Annotated in this window: 15 protein-coding genes and 1 pseudogene; 9 read left to right on the forward strand and 7 right to left on the reverse strand. The window is 61.4% G+C overall.

Annotated elements, in window-relative coordinates; translation table 11 throughout:
* Nucleotide 1 precedes the first annotated feature (1 nt).
* The 3 genes from NKH78_RS16320 to NKH78_RS16330 form a co-directional block, all read right to left on the reverse strand.
* Nucleotides 2-394, reverse strand: a complete 393-nt coding sequence (locus NKH78_RS16320; RefSeq protein ID WP_352644228.1) for a type II toxin-antitoxin system VapC family toxin — start codon at nucleotides 392-394, stop codon at nucleotides 2-4.
* The gene (locus NKH78_RS16325) at nucleotides 394-636 is read right to left on the reverse strand and encodes a type II toxin-antitoxin system VapB family antitoxin (RefSeq protein WP_254820546.1); all 243 of its coding nucleotides are present in this window, start codon (nucleotides 634-636) and stop codon (nucleotides 394-396) included. Before NKH78_RS16325 ends, NKH78_RS16320 begins: the two co-directional genes overlap by 1 nt.
* A 102-nt stretch (nucleotides 637-738) precedes the next feature.
* The gene (locus NKH78_RS16330) at nucleotides 739-2,052 is read right to left on the reverse strand and encodes an NAD(P)H-dependent oxidoreductase (RefSeq protein WP_352644230.1); all 1,314 of its coding nucleotides are present in this window, start codon (nucleotides 2,050-2,052) and stop codon (nucleotides 739-741) included.
* A gap of 421 nt (nucleotides 2,053-2,473) precedes the next feature.
* Between NKH78_RS16330 and NKH78_RS16335 the strand changes: the two genes are divergently transcribed.
* The 7 genes and pseudogenes from NKH78_RS16335 to NKH78_RS16365 all read left to right on the forward strand — a co-directional run bounded on the left by NKH78_RS16335 (nucleotide 2,474) and on the right by NKH78_RS16365 (nucleotide 6,442).
* Entirely contained in the window at nucleotides 2,474-3,667 is a 1,194-nt protein-coding gene (locus NKH78_RS16335; protein WP_352883293.1) for a pilus assembly protein TadG-related protein, read from the forward strand.
* Between the two features lie 26 nt (nucleotides 3,668-3,693).
* Entirely contained in the window at nucleotides 3,694-4,113 is a 420-nt protein-coding gene (locus NKH78_RS16340; RefSeq protein WP_352702162.1) for a TadE/TadG family type IV pilus assembly protein, read from the forward strand.
* A 40-nt stretch (nucleotides 4,114-4,153) separates the two neighbouring features.
* A complete protein-coding gene (locus NKH78_RS16345) occupies nucleotides 4,154-4,507 on the forward strand; it encodes a TadE/TadG family type IV pilus assembly protein (RefSeq protein WP_352475868.1) in 354 nt (117 codons plus the stop codon).
* 203 nt (nucleotides 4,508-4,710) lie between these two features.
* Nucleotides 4,711-5,592, forward strand: coding sequence for a YihY/virulence factor BrkB family protein (locus NKH78_RS16350; protein WP_352739995.1), 882 nt, complete (start codon nucleotides 4,711-4,713; stop codon nucleotides 5,590-5,592).
* On the forward strand, nucleotides 5,582-5,713 hold the full coding sequence (locus tag NKH78_RS16355) for a hypothetical protein (protein ID WP_352739997.1): 132 nt from the start codon (nucleotides 5,582-5,584) through the stop codon (nucleotides 5,711-5,713). Before NKH78_RS16350 ends, NKH78_RS16355 begins: the two co-directional genes overlap by 11 nt.
* Nucleotides 5,680-5,820: pseudogene (locus NKH78_RS16360) on the forward strand (SDR family oxidoreductase); the annotation flags it as partial. The gene NKH78_RS16355 and the pseudogene NKH78_RS16360, both read left to right, overlap by 34 nt.
* A gap of 118 nt (nucleotides 5,821-5,938) precedes the next feature.
* Nucleotides 5,939-6,442, forward strand: a complete 504-nt coding sequence (locus tag NKH78_RS16365; RefSeq protein ID WP_352644236.1) for a DUF2314 domain-containing protein — start codon at nucleotides 5,939-5,941, stop codon at nucleotides 6,440-6,442.
* A 69-nt stretch (nucleotides 6,443-6,511) separates the two neighbouring features.
* On the opposite strand, the gene NKH78_RS16370 is transcribed toward NKH78_RS16365, so the two are convergent.
* The 4 genes from NKH78_RS16370 to NKH78_RS16385 form a co-directional block, all read right to left on the reverse strand.
* Entirely contained in the window at nucleotides 6,512-7,273 is a 762-nt protein-coding gene (locus NKH78_RS16370; RefSeq protein ID WP_352739998.1) for a glutamine amidotransferase, read from the reverse strand.
* An 86-nt stretch (nucleotides 7,274-7,359) separates the two neighbouring features.
* The gene (locus tag NKH78_RS16375; RefSeq protein WP_352508640.1) at nucleotides 7,360-8,361 is read right to left on the reverse strand and encodes a rhamnose ABC transporter substrate-binding protein; all 1,002 of its coding nucleotides are present in this window, start codon (nucleotides 8,359-8,361) and stop codon (nucleotides 7,360-7,362) included.
* 46 nt (nucleotides 8,362-8,407) lie between these two features.
* Nucleotides 8,408-9,397: an ABC transporter permease gene (locus NKH78_RS16380; RefSeq protein WP_352702172.1), complete on the reverse strand. Its 990-nt coding sequence runs from the start codon at nucleotides 9,395-9,397 to the stop codon at nucleotides 8,408-8,410.
* Nucleotides 9,394-11,952, reverse strand: coding sequence for an ATP-binding cassette domain-containing protein (locus NKH78_RS16385; protein ID WP_352740000.1), 2,559 nt, complete (start codon nucleotides 11,950-11,952; stop codon nucleotides 9,394-9,396). Before NKH78_RS16385 ends, NKH78_RS16380 begins: the two co-directional genes overlap by 4 nt.
* Nucleotides 11,953-12,148: 196 nt before the next feature.
* On the opposite strand from NKH78_RS16385, the gene NKH78_RS16390 reads away from it, so the two are divergent.
* The gene (locus NKH78_RS16390; RefSeq protein WP_352740002.1) at nucleotides 12,149-13,432 is read left to right on the forward strand and encodes an ROK family transcriptional regulator; all 1,284 of its coding nucleotides are present in this window, start codon (nucleotides 12,149-12,151) and stop codon (nucleotides 13,430-13,432) included.
* A gap of 191 nt (nucleotides 13,433-13,623) precedes the next feature.
* Nucleotides 13,624-13,824 carry a CsbD family protein gene (locus NKH78_RS16395; protein WP_023677416.1) on the forward strand — a complete coding sequence of 67 codons (201 nt, stop codon included), beginning with the start codon at nucleotides 13,624-13,626 and terminating at the stop codon, nucleotides 13,822-13,824.
* The last annotated feature ends 53 nt before the right edge of the window (nucleotides 13,825-13,877 follow it).

The raw sequence follows: 13,877 nt of genomic DNA on the forward strand, positions 1-13,877 counted from the left end.
ATTACGCGGGATCGGTATGCGAAAAGTCGTTGCCCTTGTAGAGCAGTGCGGAGCCATGACTTTTTGCGCAAGCATAAGAAAGGCAGTCGGCTAAGTTGAGCTGGGCGGGATGTCCGCGCCCCTTTCCGTAATCTGAAAATGCATGGATTGCGAGCTTGGCATCGCTGGCGTCGATAGGCACAATTTCGATTTCAGCCTCGCGAAGAAACGCCTCTATCGCATCTCCGGCGACAACCGGCGGCACGGCAAGCATCGTCGAAAGCCGCATCGCCGCTTCAAGCACCACCAACGCCGAAGTTATTCTTGCGGGCGCTGCCTCGATGCGGTTGCTCCACTCGCCGGCATCCTCTTCGCCTGAAAGAATCGCGACAACCACGGAGGTGTCGACGAACATCAGGAATGGCCCCACATCTCATCGATCTCATCCTTCGTCATAGCCCGACCATCTTGGCCTGCCTTGGCCTTGAAGTCGTTGGCAATGGCAGCAAGCCGCTCGGCCAAGGGAATGCGTCCGCTCTCCCGCTTCAACTCGGATTCAAGCGCTTCGATGACCGCTTCCGTCATAGAAATCTTGCGTTTGGCAGCAAGCTCTCGCGCCAGTTCGCGTGCGCGCGGATCCCTGATCTGAAGATTCATGTAATCGCCTCCGCCTTCATCGTCACTACAATATAGAGAATTCGTCATGACAACGCCAGTGCTCGGCCGGAGGCCATTGCGACGGCTCACCGGTCGAGAGCCTTACGCTCCATACAGCATCCCGTCCTGCAGCCGGCGCAAGGCGAACAGCCTGGTCGTCGGGTCGGGCGCGGCATTGTCGGCGGTGAGCAATTCGCCTTGCCGCACCTGTTTCAGCACCTTGCCGCCTTCGAGCAGGCCGACGGGCACGGCGCGATGGGCGCGGGCTTCTTCGACGGTCATGGTCCAGGAGCGGTAGCAGGTCTCGCCGATCGCATCGAACGTCTCGCCCGTCGCCAGATCGCGCTTGGCCACGGCGCAGACCTCGGCCACCGGCCGTGGCAGCGGCACCATGTCGGGCTTGCCATAAAGCGCGATGCGAGCGGCCGTCAGCGGCACTTCCAGCGAGGTCAGATGGTAGGGCCTGAAGAAGCTGTAATAGGGGCCGTGGCCGATATGCAGATCGTCCATGCGCTCGATGATGCGCGGATGCGTCGCCTCGACGATTACGAAGACGCCGGGCGCCACGCCCTTGCCGACGGTGTAGTCGACGACGCCGTTCTTCGACAGGATGCCGCCCTGCTCGCGCGGGATCAGCACCTTGACCAGCTCGTCGCGATCGGCCTTGGGGCCGTGCATGCCGGGAACGTCGGGCACCAGCCCGGTGGCGTTGGCAATGGCGCACATCTCAACCATGGTTTTCGAGCCGTCGACGAACTCGACCAGCATGCGCGGATTCATGTTGCGGCGTAGCGCTTCCTCGCGATAGTCGTCGGGAACGGCGTCGTGGTTGAGCGGGTTGTTCTTGCCCTTGCCGGCGGAGACGATGGTGTAGCCGAGCGCCGAGGCGAACTCGATCAGCTCCATGCAGCTCGACGGCTCGTCGCCGGCGCCGACCGAATAGACGACGCCGAGCCGGTCGGCCTGCTGCTTCAGATAACAGCCGATAGTGACGTCGGCCTCGACATTCATCATCACCAGATGCTTGCCGTGCTGCATCGCCATCAGGTCGAAATCGGCGGCGACGCCGGGCTTGCCGGTAGCATCGATGACGACATCGATAAGCGGATTGGTGACCAGCATTTCGTTCGAGGTGATGGCGATCTTGCCGCTTTCGATCGCCTGGCTGAGCTTCGACGGCGTATTGGCCTCCCGTGCCATCGCCTCGTCGCCATAGGCGATGCGGATGGCATCACGCGCCGTATGCGGGCGGCGCGTCGAGATCGCGCAAACCGAAATGCCCGGCATCAGCATGCCTTGCGTCACCAGGTCGGTTCCCATCTCGCCGGAACCGATGACGCCGATGCGCACCGGGCGGCCTTGTGCGGCGCGCTTGGCAAGATCGCGGGCAAGCCCGGTCAAGGCGACATTGGTCATACGAGAGCGTCCACTGCTTTACGTCTTTGTTTTGTGCATGTCGCTGTCCCAAAACCGCGGCACACTTGGGCAACATGCATCAGGATGCGGGAATAGCAGGGAACGGTAACGGTTTGCCAACGAAACCGGCCGCCGGCGGTGTTTTCTTGCGCTTGGCCCCAAAATTCGGATTGCTTTCTGTGAAGACAATGCACCCGGCCAAAGTGTTACCGACGGTCCTGTGGGCCCAACGTCCGCGTTCTCAGATATTAGAAAATGCCTCTCAGGGCACAACCGGCGAACGGGTGCAGCAGAACCGCTAAGCGCCGTTTGAATGGATCACAGCCAAGAAATGGACGGAAATTCTTAGTTATTCCTTTATGCATCCCGGCTTAAATGAGGAATGGACTGGCGTGCCCGTATCTTCAGGCGTTTTTTCTGCATGCGACGAACCGGCAAGAGTGGCAACGTTGCCACTATTTTTGCCCTGTCGTTGCCGATCGTCGTCGGCGGCGCGGGTCTCGGCGTTGAGACTTCGTACTGGTATTACAGCGGCCTGAAGCTACAAGCGGTGGCGGATGCGGCAGCCTATGCTGGCGCTTTGGAAAAGGTTTCAGGATCCGACAAACCAACGATAGTCTCCGCCGCGACATTGTCTGCGACAACGAATGGCTGGGACCCGTCGACAGGCACAATCGAAATCTTCACGCCCCCGTCCTCCGGCCCGAATGTGGCCCAAAAGGCTGTCGAGGTCATCGTTCATCAGACCCTCGATCGGTTTTTTACATCGATATTCACGCAAAATGCGGTCGGCGCACAGGCAAGAGCGGTGGCTCTTATCACCGACGCCTCAAAGGCCTGCGCTCTAGCTCTCAATCATTCCGCTCCGAAAGCGGCGCTCTTTTCCGGCAGTTCGAATCTCAAACTGAACGGCTGCGTCGTGATGTCGAATTCGATAGCCGCGGACGCCATCAAGCTTCAGGGATCGGCAAGCCTTCAGGTCGATTGCCTGGTATCGGCAGGCGGTGTTTCGTTGAGCAACCCCGTGACGACCGTGTGCGCCAGGCCGATAACCCAGGCGTTGCCCGCTGCCGATCCTTTTGTCGACTTGCCGGCGCCACCGGCCACGAACCCCTGTCGAAACAGCAATCAGTCGGTGTTGCAACCAGGAACATACTGCAGGGGGCTCAGCTTGAGCGGCAATGTAACGCTTTCGCCCGGGATATACGTCATTCAAGGCGGTGATTTCAAAGCGAACTCGAACGCGAATATTTCCGGCGACGGAGTCATCATTTATCTGGCCGGCAGCTCCGGCGTCAGCATGAACGGCACGGCCACCATCAAGCTCAGCGCACCAACGTCGGGCACCTATTCGGGGGTGCTGTTTTACGGCGACAAAGCCAACCTGACTGGATCGAACACGGTTAATGGCACGGCAGATTCGCTTTTGACCGGCGCTTTGTATTTTCCAACGCAAGACGTTAATTATCTCGGCAATTTCTCGGGCAAAGGCGGTTGCACTCAGGTCGTCGCCAGTACCGTGCAGTGGTCCGGCAACGCGAACGTCAATCAGGACTGCACGAGCCTTGGAATGCGAGACATTCCGGCGACGCAATCCATTAAGCTTGTCGAGTAATCTTCGTGACAGGGTCAGCAGTCCGGATGTTCCGCAGCGATTCGGGTGCTGCCGCGGTAGAGTTTGCGCTGATTGTGCCGATCCTTTGCCTGGTACTCCTTGGCATCATTGACGGCTGGTCTTTTGTGTCGAACGCGTTGTCGATGCGTGCAGGCGTCAAAACGGCGGCGAATCTCGTGATGCAGGGAGCAGCCGAGGATGCGACTATCCAAGCTGTCGCTCTTTCAGGCTGGGAAAACCATCCCGGCGACGCGCAGGTGACGCTGAGCCGGAAATATATGTGCGGGACCACCGTGGTCGATCCATCTGTCCTGTGCGACAGTTTGAAAGCTCCCGCGGTTTTCGTCGAAATCCAAGCGACAGCCACCTGGTCACCGCCCTTCAGTTTCGGCGCGTTTTCGCTCTCGCGCGAGCTCACTCACCAACAGGTGATCCGTGTTCGCTAAAGCGAGGGCCTTCATACGGGGAGCATCAGGCGGAGCTGCGTTGGAGTTCGCGCTGATCGCCCCTGTTCTGATAATGGTCTTGATCGGCGTCTTCGCATTCGGCTGGGCCTTGAATGCCATGTCCAGCGTTCGGTATACGCTGGAAACGTCCGCGCGTGCGCTGCAGATGAAGAACTCGCTGACGCAGGCCGAGATAGAAGCCATAGCCACGGCAAAATTGCTGACTTTGGGATTGAAAGACGTAGACGTAACAATAGCAATCGACGCCCCCAGCGGCGGCTTTCGAATGGCACATCTCACGGCCAGGTATGCTTTCGTTATCGAGTTCCCGTACTTCGATCGGTATCCGATAAATTATGGGACGACTGTCGCAGTTCCATTGGTTGGATCATGAGCGCGTCCAATTTCCTTACGCAATAAGGGGCGAGCGGCTCAACGAAAGTGGCTGCGTCGGTTTCTCGCGGGCTACCGCAATTCGGCCAGCAACACCTGCGCCTCGGCGAGGTTTTTTTCAGAGCCGGGGGCCAGGTCGTCCACTACCCCTCGCCCACTTCTATCTCGCCGCTACTTGTTTAATGACAAGTATGCGAGGCCCACATGTGGAACTTGGCGACGGAGGGCTGGGTACTCCTCAGGCAGAGCATCCTCGGCTTCGTCAACGACAATGCGCTGAGCCATGGGGCGGCGATAGCGTTTTATGCTACGACTTCGCTTGCGCCGATCCTGCTCATCGTTGTCGCTATCGCCGGCATGGCCTTCGGGCACGAGGCGGCGCAACTCGCCCTTTCGGCACAGATCGCCGGCCTGATGGGGCCGCAAAGTGCCGAGCTGCTGCAGGCGACGATCGAGAACGCCTCGCAGAAGGAAGCGGGAACCCTTGCCAGCATTCTGGGGCTGGTCACGCTGTTCGTCGCCGCATCCGGCGTGTTCGGCGAAATGCAGCTGGCGCTGAACGAAATCTGGAAAGTCAAACCGAGCGGGGCAACGATCTCGCGGCTGGTTCGGGCACGCATTGCAAGCCTGGGCCTGGTCGCCGCGCTTGGTTTCCTGCTCCTGGTGTCGCTGGTCGTAAGCGCCGTGATTTCGGCGCTCGGAGAGGTCATCAACGCCTATCTGCCGTTCGGCACCATCATCCTGAGCGCCATCAACGGGATCGTCTCGTTTGCCCTGATCACGCTGCTGTTTGCCGCGATCTACAAGGTGCTGCCCGACCGCAGCCTGCAATGGCGCGATGTCGGCCTCGGCGCCGTGGTCACCGGGTTTCTGTTCACCATCGGCAAGTCGCTGATTGGCTGGTATATCGGAACCAGCGCCATCTTATCGTCATACGGCGCGGCCGGCGCGCTGCTCGTCGTGCTGTTATGGGTCTATTATTCGGCGGAGATATTTCTGCTGGGCGCCGAATTCACGCGAGCCTATTCGGTCCGACACGGCAGCCGGACCGATTTGAAGAACAAGGTGGAATCGCATGACAAATGAACTCACGCCGAAATTCGACCTGGCCGGCAAGGTGGTGCTGGTTACCGGCGCCTCGCGCGGCATCGGCCGCGCCTGCGCACTCGCCTGCATGTGCTCGGCCACATCCCGCTCGGCCGCATAGGCGACCCGATCGACGTCGCCGGCACCGTGGTGTTCTTCGCCTTGCCGGCGGCGTCACTGATCACTGGCGCGAATATATTGGTGGATGGCGGTTGGTCGCTAGCGTGATAGGGCTCTTTGGCTGGTAGTGCGACACCGCCTCGCGAGTGCCGCCTCCCCACACCGGAAGAAGCGCGCGGACTTCGCAGGTCGTTGAGCGGTTCAAGGTTAGTCCAAGAGGTCTTTTATGGGCGAAAAATCTCAATCGAACAGTGAATTCGACGAACCGCGGAATGAGCCACTCTTCACGACTATCTCGCAGACAGACCCCGCCTTCCTTGCAGCTTACGATCGCGCACTTGCGAGTGTGCCGACATTTGTCGAACACATCGAGAGAAATGCAGATGCCTTCTGTTCCGCGAAGCTTCGGTTTCGCGATCCCGACGAGTCCGAACGTCTTGGGGAGGACAACTTTGTTTTCCTTTGGCTTGCCGCAGTGCATTATCATGCTGAGGAGCGGCTATTTTCGGGTACGTTTTTCGGGGTGCCACCCGAGCTTCAGAAATGGCATCAAGTCGGACAGCGACTTGCATTTGAAGGCGACGATATTTTCGATTGGATGGTTCTCGACGCGGGGCACTTGCATGGGGGATTCACATTGCGCGTAACCCGAGACAAGCTTCCTGAGAAAGATCGCGGCTCATACGATCGATACATCGGGGTTTCGGTTTATGAGCCACTGCCGTCCTGATTCAACGCATGCTTAATGGCCTGGTCTTTCGTTGGAGGATTGGGCACCGCACTGGTCAAACCAGCTTTCTCATTCATTGCCGGCGAGCCAACGGACCATGTTCGCCATCAGTTTTCCGTAGAACGGCCATGCGAGGAAATCCTGCGAGAGCCAATGCGGGCCGATGTCGGTTGCCCAGGCAATCGCGCGGCCGCGGCCATGGCTGCCGACGGCAAGGAGCGGCCAGTCGGTGCCGCGATGGTGGCAGGTCGCCAGAAGCCGGGACGAACTGTCGCGCCTGAATTCCAGCTTGTTCATGCCGAGAATCGGCGGCAAAGGCCCCTCCACCCCGGAAAAAATCGGATGTGACGACTGCAGGATGGAGGCCTGCAGACCTTGCGGCACCTCCATGCCGTCGCAGTAGGGTAGGCAGCGGACGGGCAGAACGTCCTCGACCGGGGTGTCGTGGAAACGCGCCGTCCCGAACATGCCCTGAAAGCCCATGTAACCGCCGGCCAGCATCAGCCCGCCGCCAGCTTCGACATAGGCCTTGAGCACATCGAGGCGGTTGACGCCGACACGCCCGGCGCGGGCATCCGGCGTGACCAGCAATGTCAGGGCGCCGACATCGGAGATCACCACCGCCTGATATTGGGCGAGCCCATCGAGGTCATAAGGGAACTCCGCGCTGCAACGCTCGCCGCCGATCTGCGTGACGGCGATGCCTTCAGTGGCCAGCGCGGCATTGAAGGCCATAGCGCCATTGGTCGAGGCCGCACTTGTAAGCACGTCGCTGCCGATGGCAACCGACGTCGTCGCTGCAAAGGTTTCGCCTGCAAGCAAGATCTTCATTGCCGCCCCGCACTGTTTTCATTCGAGATGTTTTAGGAAGGGCGCCGGATCGACCGGCGCCCCTCTGGAGCTTGAGCTCCATAGAATCAGAACTTGAACTCGGCCAGATTTTCGGGGGTCACGATCTTGGCCGGACCAAGGATCAGTTCGCCGCCGGCGCCAATCGTGTATTCGCCGAGCCTGCCTGCCGTGAACTTCTCACCCTCCTTGCCGGTGATCTTGCACTGCGCAAGCGCCTGGGCTGTCTGATAGGTAAGATAGCCAAGATCGGTGACGTTCCACCAGATATCCTGAGCCGCCCCGTCCTTGATGTATTTCGAGATCAGAGTGGCCGGCGCGAGGCCGGTCAGCTTGACCTTGCCGATCATGCCCGCTTCCTCGAGTGCACGCGCGGCCGCCGGAAGGCCAATGCCTGCCGGGACGATGATCACCTTGAGATCGGGAAACGCCTGGACCAGCGCCAATGCCTGCTGCTGGTTGATCTGTTCGCTTTCTTCACCATAGGCCACCTGCACCAGCTTCATCTTGGAGAACTTCGGCTCGGCCGCCATCTTCGCCTTCATGAAGTCGATCCAGGCATTCTGGTTGGTCGCCGTCGGCGTCGACGACAGGATCGCGAATTCGCCTTCACCGCCGCTGAGGGCGAATGCACTTTCCAGCATCATCTCGGCGAGGCTGTCGCCCTTCACCTGATTGACAAACACCGCGCGGGCATCGGCGGCCACGTCGGAATCATACGAAATCACCCTGACGCCCTGCTGAACGGCGCGCTTCAGCGCCGGCGCGACGGCATTGGCGTCGTTGCCGGCAATTGCGATGACCCCGACCTTCTGCGACACGAGGCTGTTGATGAATTCGATCTGCGCCTCGGCAGTCGCCTGCGATGGGGCGACCTGGGTGGCGGTGCCGCCAATTTCCTTGGCTGCCTCCTGTGCGCCGCCAAAGGCCACCTTGAAGTAGGGGTCTGTGTCGAGCTTGGGCAGGAAACCGACCGTTACCGGTTCCTTGGCGCATTCCTGGCTGAACGCCAGCGAGGTTGGCGCGAGCAGAACCGCGGACGCGAGCAGGGCTAATCTAAACGCTTTCATTGTGACTCCTCCGTCAAAATTCGGGCTTGAAGGAAGGGGCCCGAGATCACCCCTTTGTCTCGCGCATTGCGCGGGATCTGCTGAGCAGCTCCTGTGTGGAGCGCCAGTAATTGCCGACCAGCAGCGAGCCGATCAGAAGCAGGCCGATGATCATGCCCTGCGCGTCGCCACCGATCTGGTTGAGCGCCAGCACGTTGCGGATGATGGCGATCAGGACCAGCGCCAGCATGACGCCGGTCAGGCGGCCCTTGCCGCCAAAGACGCTGACGCCGCCGAGCAGAACAATGGTGATGACGTCGAGCTCCATGCCGAGCGCATTGTTGGCGCGGGCGTTGGAGAGGCGCGCGGTATAGACGATGCCGGCTATGGCGGCGACGACGCCCGAGACAACGAACAACTTCAGGACCATCCGGCGCGTGTTTATGCCGGAATAGCGCGCCACTTCGGGACTGCCGCCGAGCGCGTAGATGCGCTTGCCGGTCGGCGTCTTCTGCAGCACGACCGCAAACACCGGCGCCAGCACCAGGAAGGGCACGATGGTCCACGGTATCTGGGTGCCCGGCAGGTTGTTGATGCCGAAATCCACGATTGCGGGCGGCAGCATGTTGACCGAGCCGGTTCCGAGCAGGATGTAGCCAATGCCGCGATAGAGCGCCATGGTGCCGAGCGTCACCACCAACGACTGCAGGCCCAGCCCTGAAACCAGATAGCCGTTGAAGGCGCCGAGCAGGCCGCCGAAGACAAGCGTCAGCGGGATTGCGGCGAGCGTCGGCACGCCGGCCTGGAGGAGCAGCCCAAAGATCACGGACGTCAGCGCCAGCACCGAGGCGATCGACAGGTCGATTTCGCGGGTGATGATGAGCAGCGTCATCGGCAGGATCAGCAATGCCTTTTCCGAGGCGCTCGCGGCCAGTTGCGAGAGATTGAAGCCGGAGACGAAATTCGGCACGAAGATCGCCGCGTAGAGGAAGATGGCCAGGCAAGAGGTCGCCAGCAGCAGATCCCAGAAGTCGATCGAACGGAGGAACTTTTTCACCGCGCCCTCGCCTGTCTTGCCTGCTCGGCGCGCCGTACGATGAAGGTGTCGATGCCGATGGCGACCAGGATCACCAGGCCGTAGACGCCCTGCAGCCACAGCGGATCGACGCGCACCAGCGTCAGCCCGTTTTTGATGACCAGCAGCGTGAGGGCTCCGAGGATGATGCCGAGCAGCGTGCCCGAACCACCACGGATGGCGACGCCGCCGACCACCGCTGACGCGATCACCGTGAGTTCGAAGCCGAGCGCAACGCGGGCGTCGATGGTCGCATAGCGCGATGCCCACAGCGCGCCGCACAGGCCGCCGAGCAGGCCGGCCATGCCAAAGGCCAGCAGAATGCGCCGGTCGACAGGGATGCCGATCAGACGCGCGCCGTCGGGATTGGAGCCGGCGGCGAACAATTCGCGCCCGAAGGCGGTGCGATAGAGCAGCACGTAGCCCAGGCACAGGATGACGATTGCGATGACGACGATCAGCGGCACGCCGGCGATCTTCAGGCCGGTCATGTCGAGCCAGGCTTGCGTGACTTCGTCGGCGCTGATCTGGTCGCCGGCTGCCCAGATCGAGTTGAAGCCGCGGAAGATAGACATCGAGGCCAGCGTGACGACGATCGCCGGGATCTTTCCCCTGGTGACGACGAGGCCGTTGATCAGGCCGGCGACGCCACCGACGGCGCATGCGGTCATCAGCCCGATGCCGATGTCGAGCCCTGGATAGGCCTGGACCATGCTGGCCGCCATGTAGGCCGACAGGCCAATCACCGCGGCGATCGAAAGGTCGATGTTGCGGGTAATCAGCACCAGCATCTGCGCGAGTGCTGCAACCACGAGCAGCGCGGCATCCATCGACACGGCGGTCAGGTTTGCCGCGCTCACCATGCGCGGGTTGATGATGGTGACCGGGATCGCGACCGCCAGCATCGCGGCGAGCAGCCCGAACTCCCGCCGCTTCAGTATGTCGAGCGCCCCTTTTCTCTTCTCCTCGCCAGCGGCCTGTGCCGCCGCATCGGCGCTTTCGCCGGCTTTCGTCGCTGCTTCCAGCACCTTTTCCTGGGTGGCTTCGCCCCTGGCAAATTCGGCCGTCCGATGGCCTTCGCGCAGGACGATAATGCGGTCGCACATGCCGATGAGTTCGGGCATTTCGGAGGAGATCAGGATGATGGCCATGCCCTGCGCGGCAAGGTCGGCGATCATCGCATGCACTTCCGCCTTGGTGCCGACATCGATGCCTTGCGTCGGCTCGTCGAGGATGAGGACGCGCGGTTCGGTGCGCAGCCATTTGGCCAACACGACCTTCTGCTGGTTGCCGCCGGACAGTTCCTTCACCGGCTGCGCGTAGCCGGAAAAACGAAGCTTCATGCGTTTCAGCCAACCCGAAACCAGATCGATCGCGCGGTTCGTGCCGTAGAAGCCGGAGCGGGCTGCCTTGTCGAGGACGGGCAGCACCGCATTGTCGAGGATGGAAAAATCCATCACCAGGCTCTGGCCCATGCGGTCTTCCGAGACATAGGCGATGCGCGCATCCATGGCGTCGCGTGCCGAGGCGAGGCGCACAGCTTCGCCGTCGATCAGGATTTCGCCGGCATCGGGCTGGTCGATGCCGAACAGCACGCGCGCGATCTCGGTCCGACCGCTGCCGACCAGGCCGCCGAACCCGAGCACCTCGCCGGCATGGAGCTTGAGGTCGATATTGGAAAAGCCACCGGCGTGCGAAAGCCCCCTCGCCTCCAGCACCAGTGCGCCGGTGGCGTGGCTTCGTTGCGGATAGAGGTCGGTCACCTCGCGGCCGACCATCATGCCGATGGCGGCGGCGCGGCCAAGCTCGGCCTTCGGCTTGACGCCAATGAGACGTCCGTCGCGCAGCACCGCGATGCGGTCGGCGATGCGGAAGATCTCGTCCATGCGGTGGCCGACGAACATCATCGCCACGCCGTGCCGCCGCAGGTCGGCGACGACAGTGAACAGCCGCTCGACTTCGCGTTGCGACAGGGCGGCCGTCGGCTCGTCCATGATCAGCACCCGTGCGTCGAGCGACAGGGCACGGGCGATCTCGACCAGCTGCTGTTCGGAGGTGCGCAACGTTCCGAGCCGGGTTTCGGCCGGCACGTCGAGGCCGACTGTCGACAGCACCCTGCGGGCGCCCGTAAGCATGGCGGCGTTGTCGATGCCGCCGAAGCGGTCGCGCGGCATATGGCCGAGATAGATGTTCTCCGCCACCGAAAGATCAGGGAAAAGACCGGGGTGCTGGTGCATGACCGAGATGCCGGCAGCCTGGGCGTCGTGCGGTGAATGGAAGACCACAGGCTTGCCATCGACTTCGACATGGCCGCCGGTCGGGAGATACACGCCGGCCAGCAGCTTTACGCAGGTGCTCTTGCCGGCGCCGTTTTCGCCAAGCAGAGCCAGCACCTCGCCTGAGCGCAATTCGAAGGACGCGTCCTTGAGGGCAATCGTGCCGCCGAAGGCTTTTGTGGCATGAACCAGGGCAACGGGGACAGCCGTGTCGCTCTTCACCATGGCGTCGGCTTCGCCTAATGCGCCCAAGTGCAGCACCTTTCCTCCCTGGTCCTGTTTTTTCAATTTGCTATATTAAATGACTGAATGTCGCAACTGGAAAATTGACTTCCATGGCCTCGAAAGGCACTGTCGCGTCGCGCACGGGTCCGATTGGAGTGCTCTCTCCCGCGGCAGCCCTAAAGCTGCCGACGACTGGAGTGACTCTGCGGGAATGAATGGGGAGGCGCCGGTTTTGTCCGGAAAAGGCAGCAATTCGGTCAAGGTACGGCATTATAACGAGCGCTTCGTGCTTGATGCCATCCGCCGCCTGAAGGAGGCATCCAAGTCAGATCTGGCGCGCGCCGCAAATCTGACGCCGGCCGCGGTCGCCACTATTGTCGACGGGCTGGAATCGTCAGGATTTGTAAAGCAAGTGGGAAAAAGGTTCGGACAACGCGGATCGCCGTCCACTCTCTACCGACTTGCACCGGAGCGCATCTACAGCGTCGGGATCAAGATCGGCCGGCGCGCGCTGGAAGCCGTGCTCGTCGACTTCGCCGGCGAGGTCCGCTCGCGCGAGTCGCACGAATATCGCTTTCCGGATCCCAACATGGTGCTTAAGGCCGGCAACATGTCGCTGGCCAATTTCGACAAGTTGATCGAGGGGCTTGGCGATGCCAGCATCGTCGGCGTCGGCATCGCCTCGCCCTATTTCCTCGGCGGCTGGAGCGAGGAGCTCGGCTTTCCCGACGACCTTGGCAGCCGCTGGGAAGCAATCGATCTGACGACTTTCTTCGCCACAAAGCCGAAGACCCCGGTCTTCGTGGAAAACGACGCGTCATCGGCTGCACTCGCAGAGCTCATCCAGGGGACCGGCGCACGGTTCCGCGACTTCATGCATATCTCGATCGACACCTTTGTCGGCGGCGGACTGGTGCAAGGCGGCAAGGTCCACACCGGGCCGCACGGCAACAGCGCCGCGCTCGGTCCTTTGCCGGTCTCGCCTTCAAGCCTCGATTCGGTGGCGGCCAAGCCGGCGCGCTACCAGAGCCTGCTGCATCGCGCTTCGATCTATGTGCTGGTCAATCATCTCAAATCGCGCGGCATCGAAATCAATCGCGTGCGCGAACTCGACCCCTTGCCGCCGGGGGCGCGCGAGCCGCTGTCCGAATGGATCGACGATTGCGCCAATGCGCTGATCGAGGCGATCATCGCCATCACCTCGGTCATCGACATCGAGGCGATCGTTCTCGACAGCATCCTGCCGCGGCCGATCCATCTCGAGCTGCTGGCAAAGGTGCAGACCCAGTTCAACAGGATCAGCGCCATCGGCATCGTGGCGCCGGAAATCGTATCGGGACAATTCGGCCCCGAGGCTTCGCCGATCGGCGCGGCGATGCTGCCGTTCTCGGCACTGTTGGCGCCCGACAGCGGCGTGCTGATGATCGGCAAGGACAGAACGATGCTGCTGGGCAGCCTGTCGAGACTTGCCAGCCAAAGCCAACCAGGAAGAAGCTCAGCGACTTCAACGGGATAGGGTGGCGCTGCAAGGAGCATCAAGCTCCAGGCATCATCAACATCACCTCGCAGTCCGGCACGGGCACGGCGGGCTTTTTGCGCCGGCACCGGAACTTTTAGCGGCCGCTAATCTTCATTCGTCACCGACATTGAAATGCCGATCGGTCCGCGCTCCGCTTCAGTGCGGGCCCAGGAAGCAAGGAGGAACATATGAACTGGGATCAAATCAAGGGAAAATGGACGCAGTTCAAAGGCAAGGCGAAAGAGCAGTGGGGTGACTTAACCGACGATGATCTTGATCGGATCGAGGGCAACCGGGACCAGCTCTTGGGGCGTATCCAGGAGCGATATGGCATCGCCAAGGAAGAGGCGGAGCGCCAGGTTGATGACTGGTCCAGAAGCATCAGCTGAGCCTTGGACGCAACGCCGTCTTCTGCCCCCACCGGGGTGAAACTCTGCCTCGC

Source organism: Mesorhizobium sp. M0910 (assembly GCF_040319465.1).
GTDB lineage: Bacteria > Pseudomonadota > Alphaproteobacteria > Rhizobiales > Rhizobiaceae > Mesorhizobium.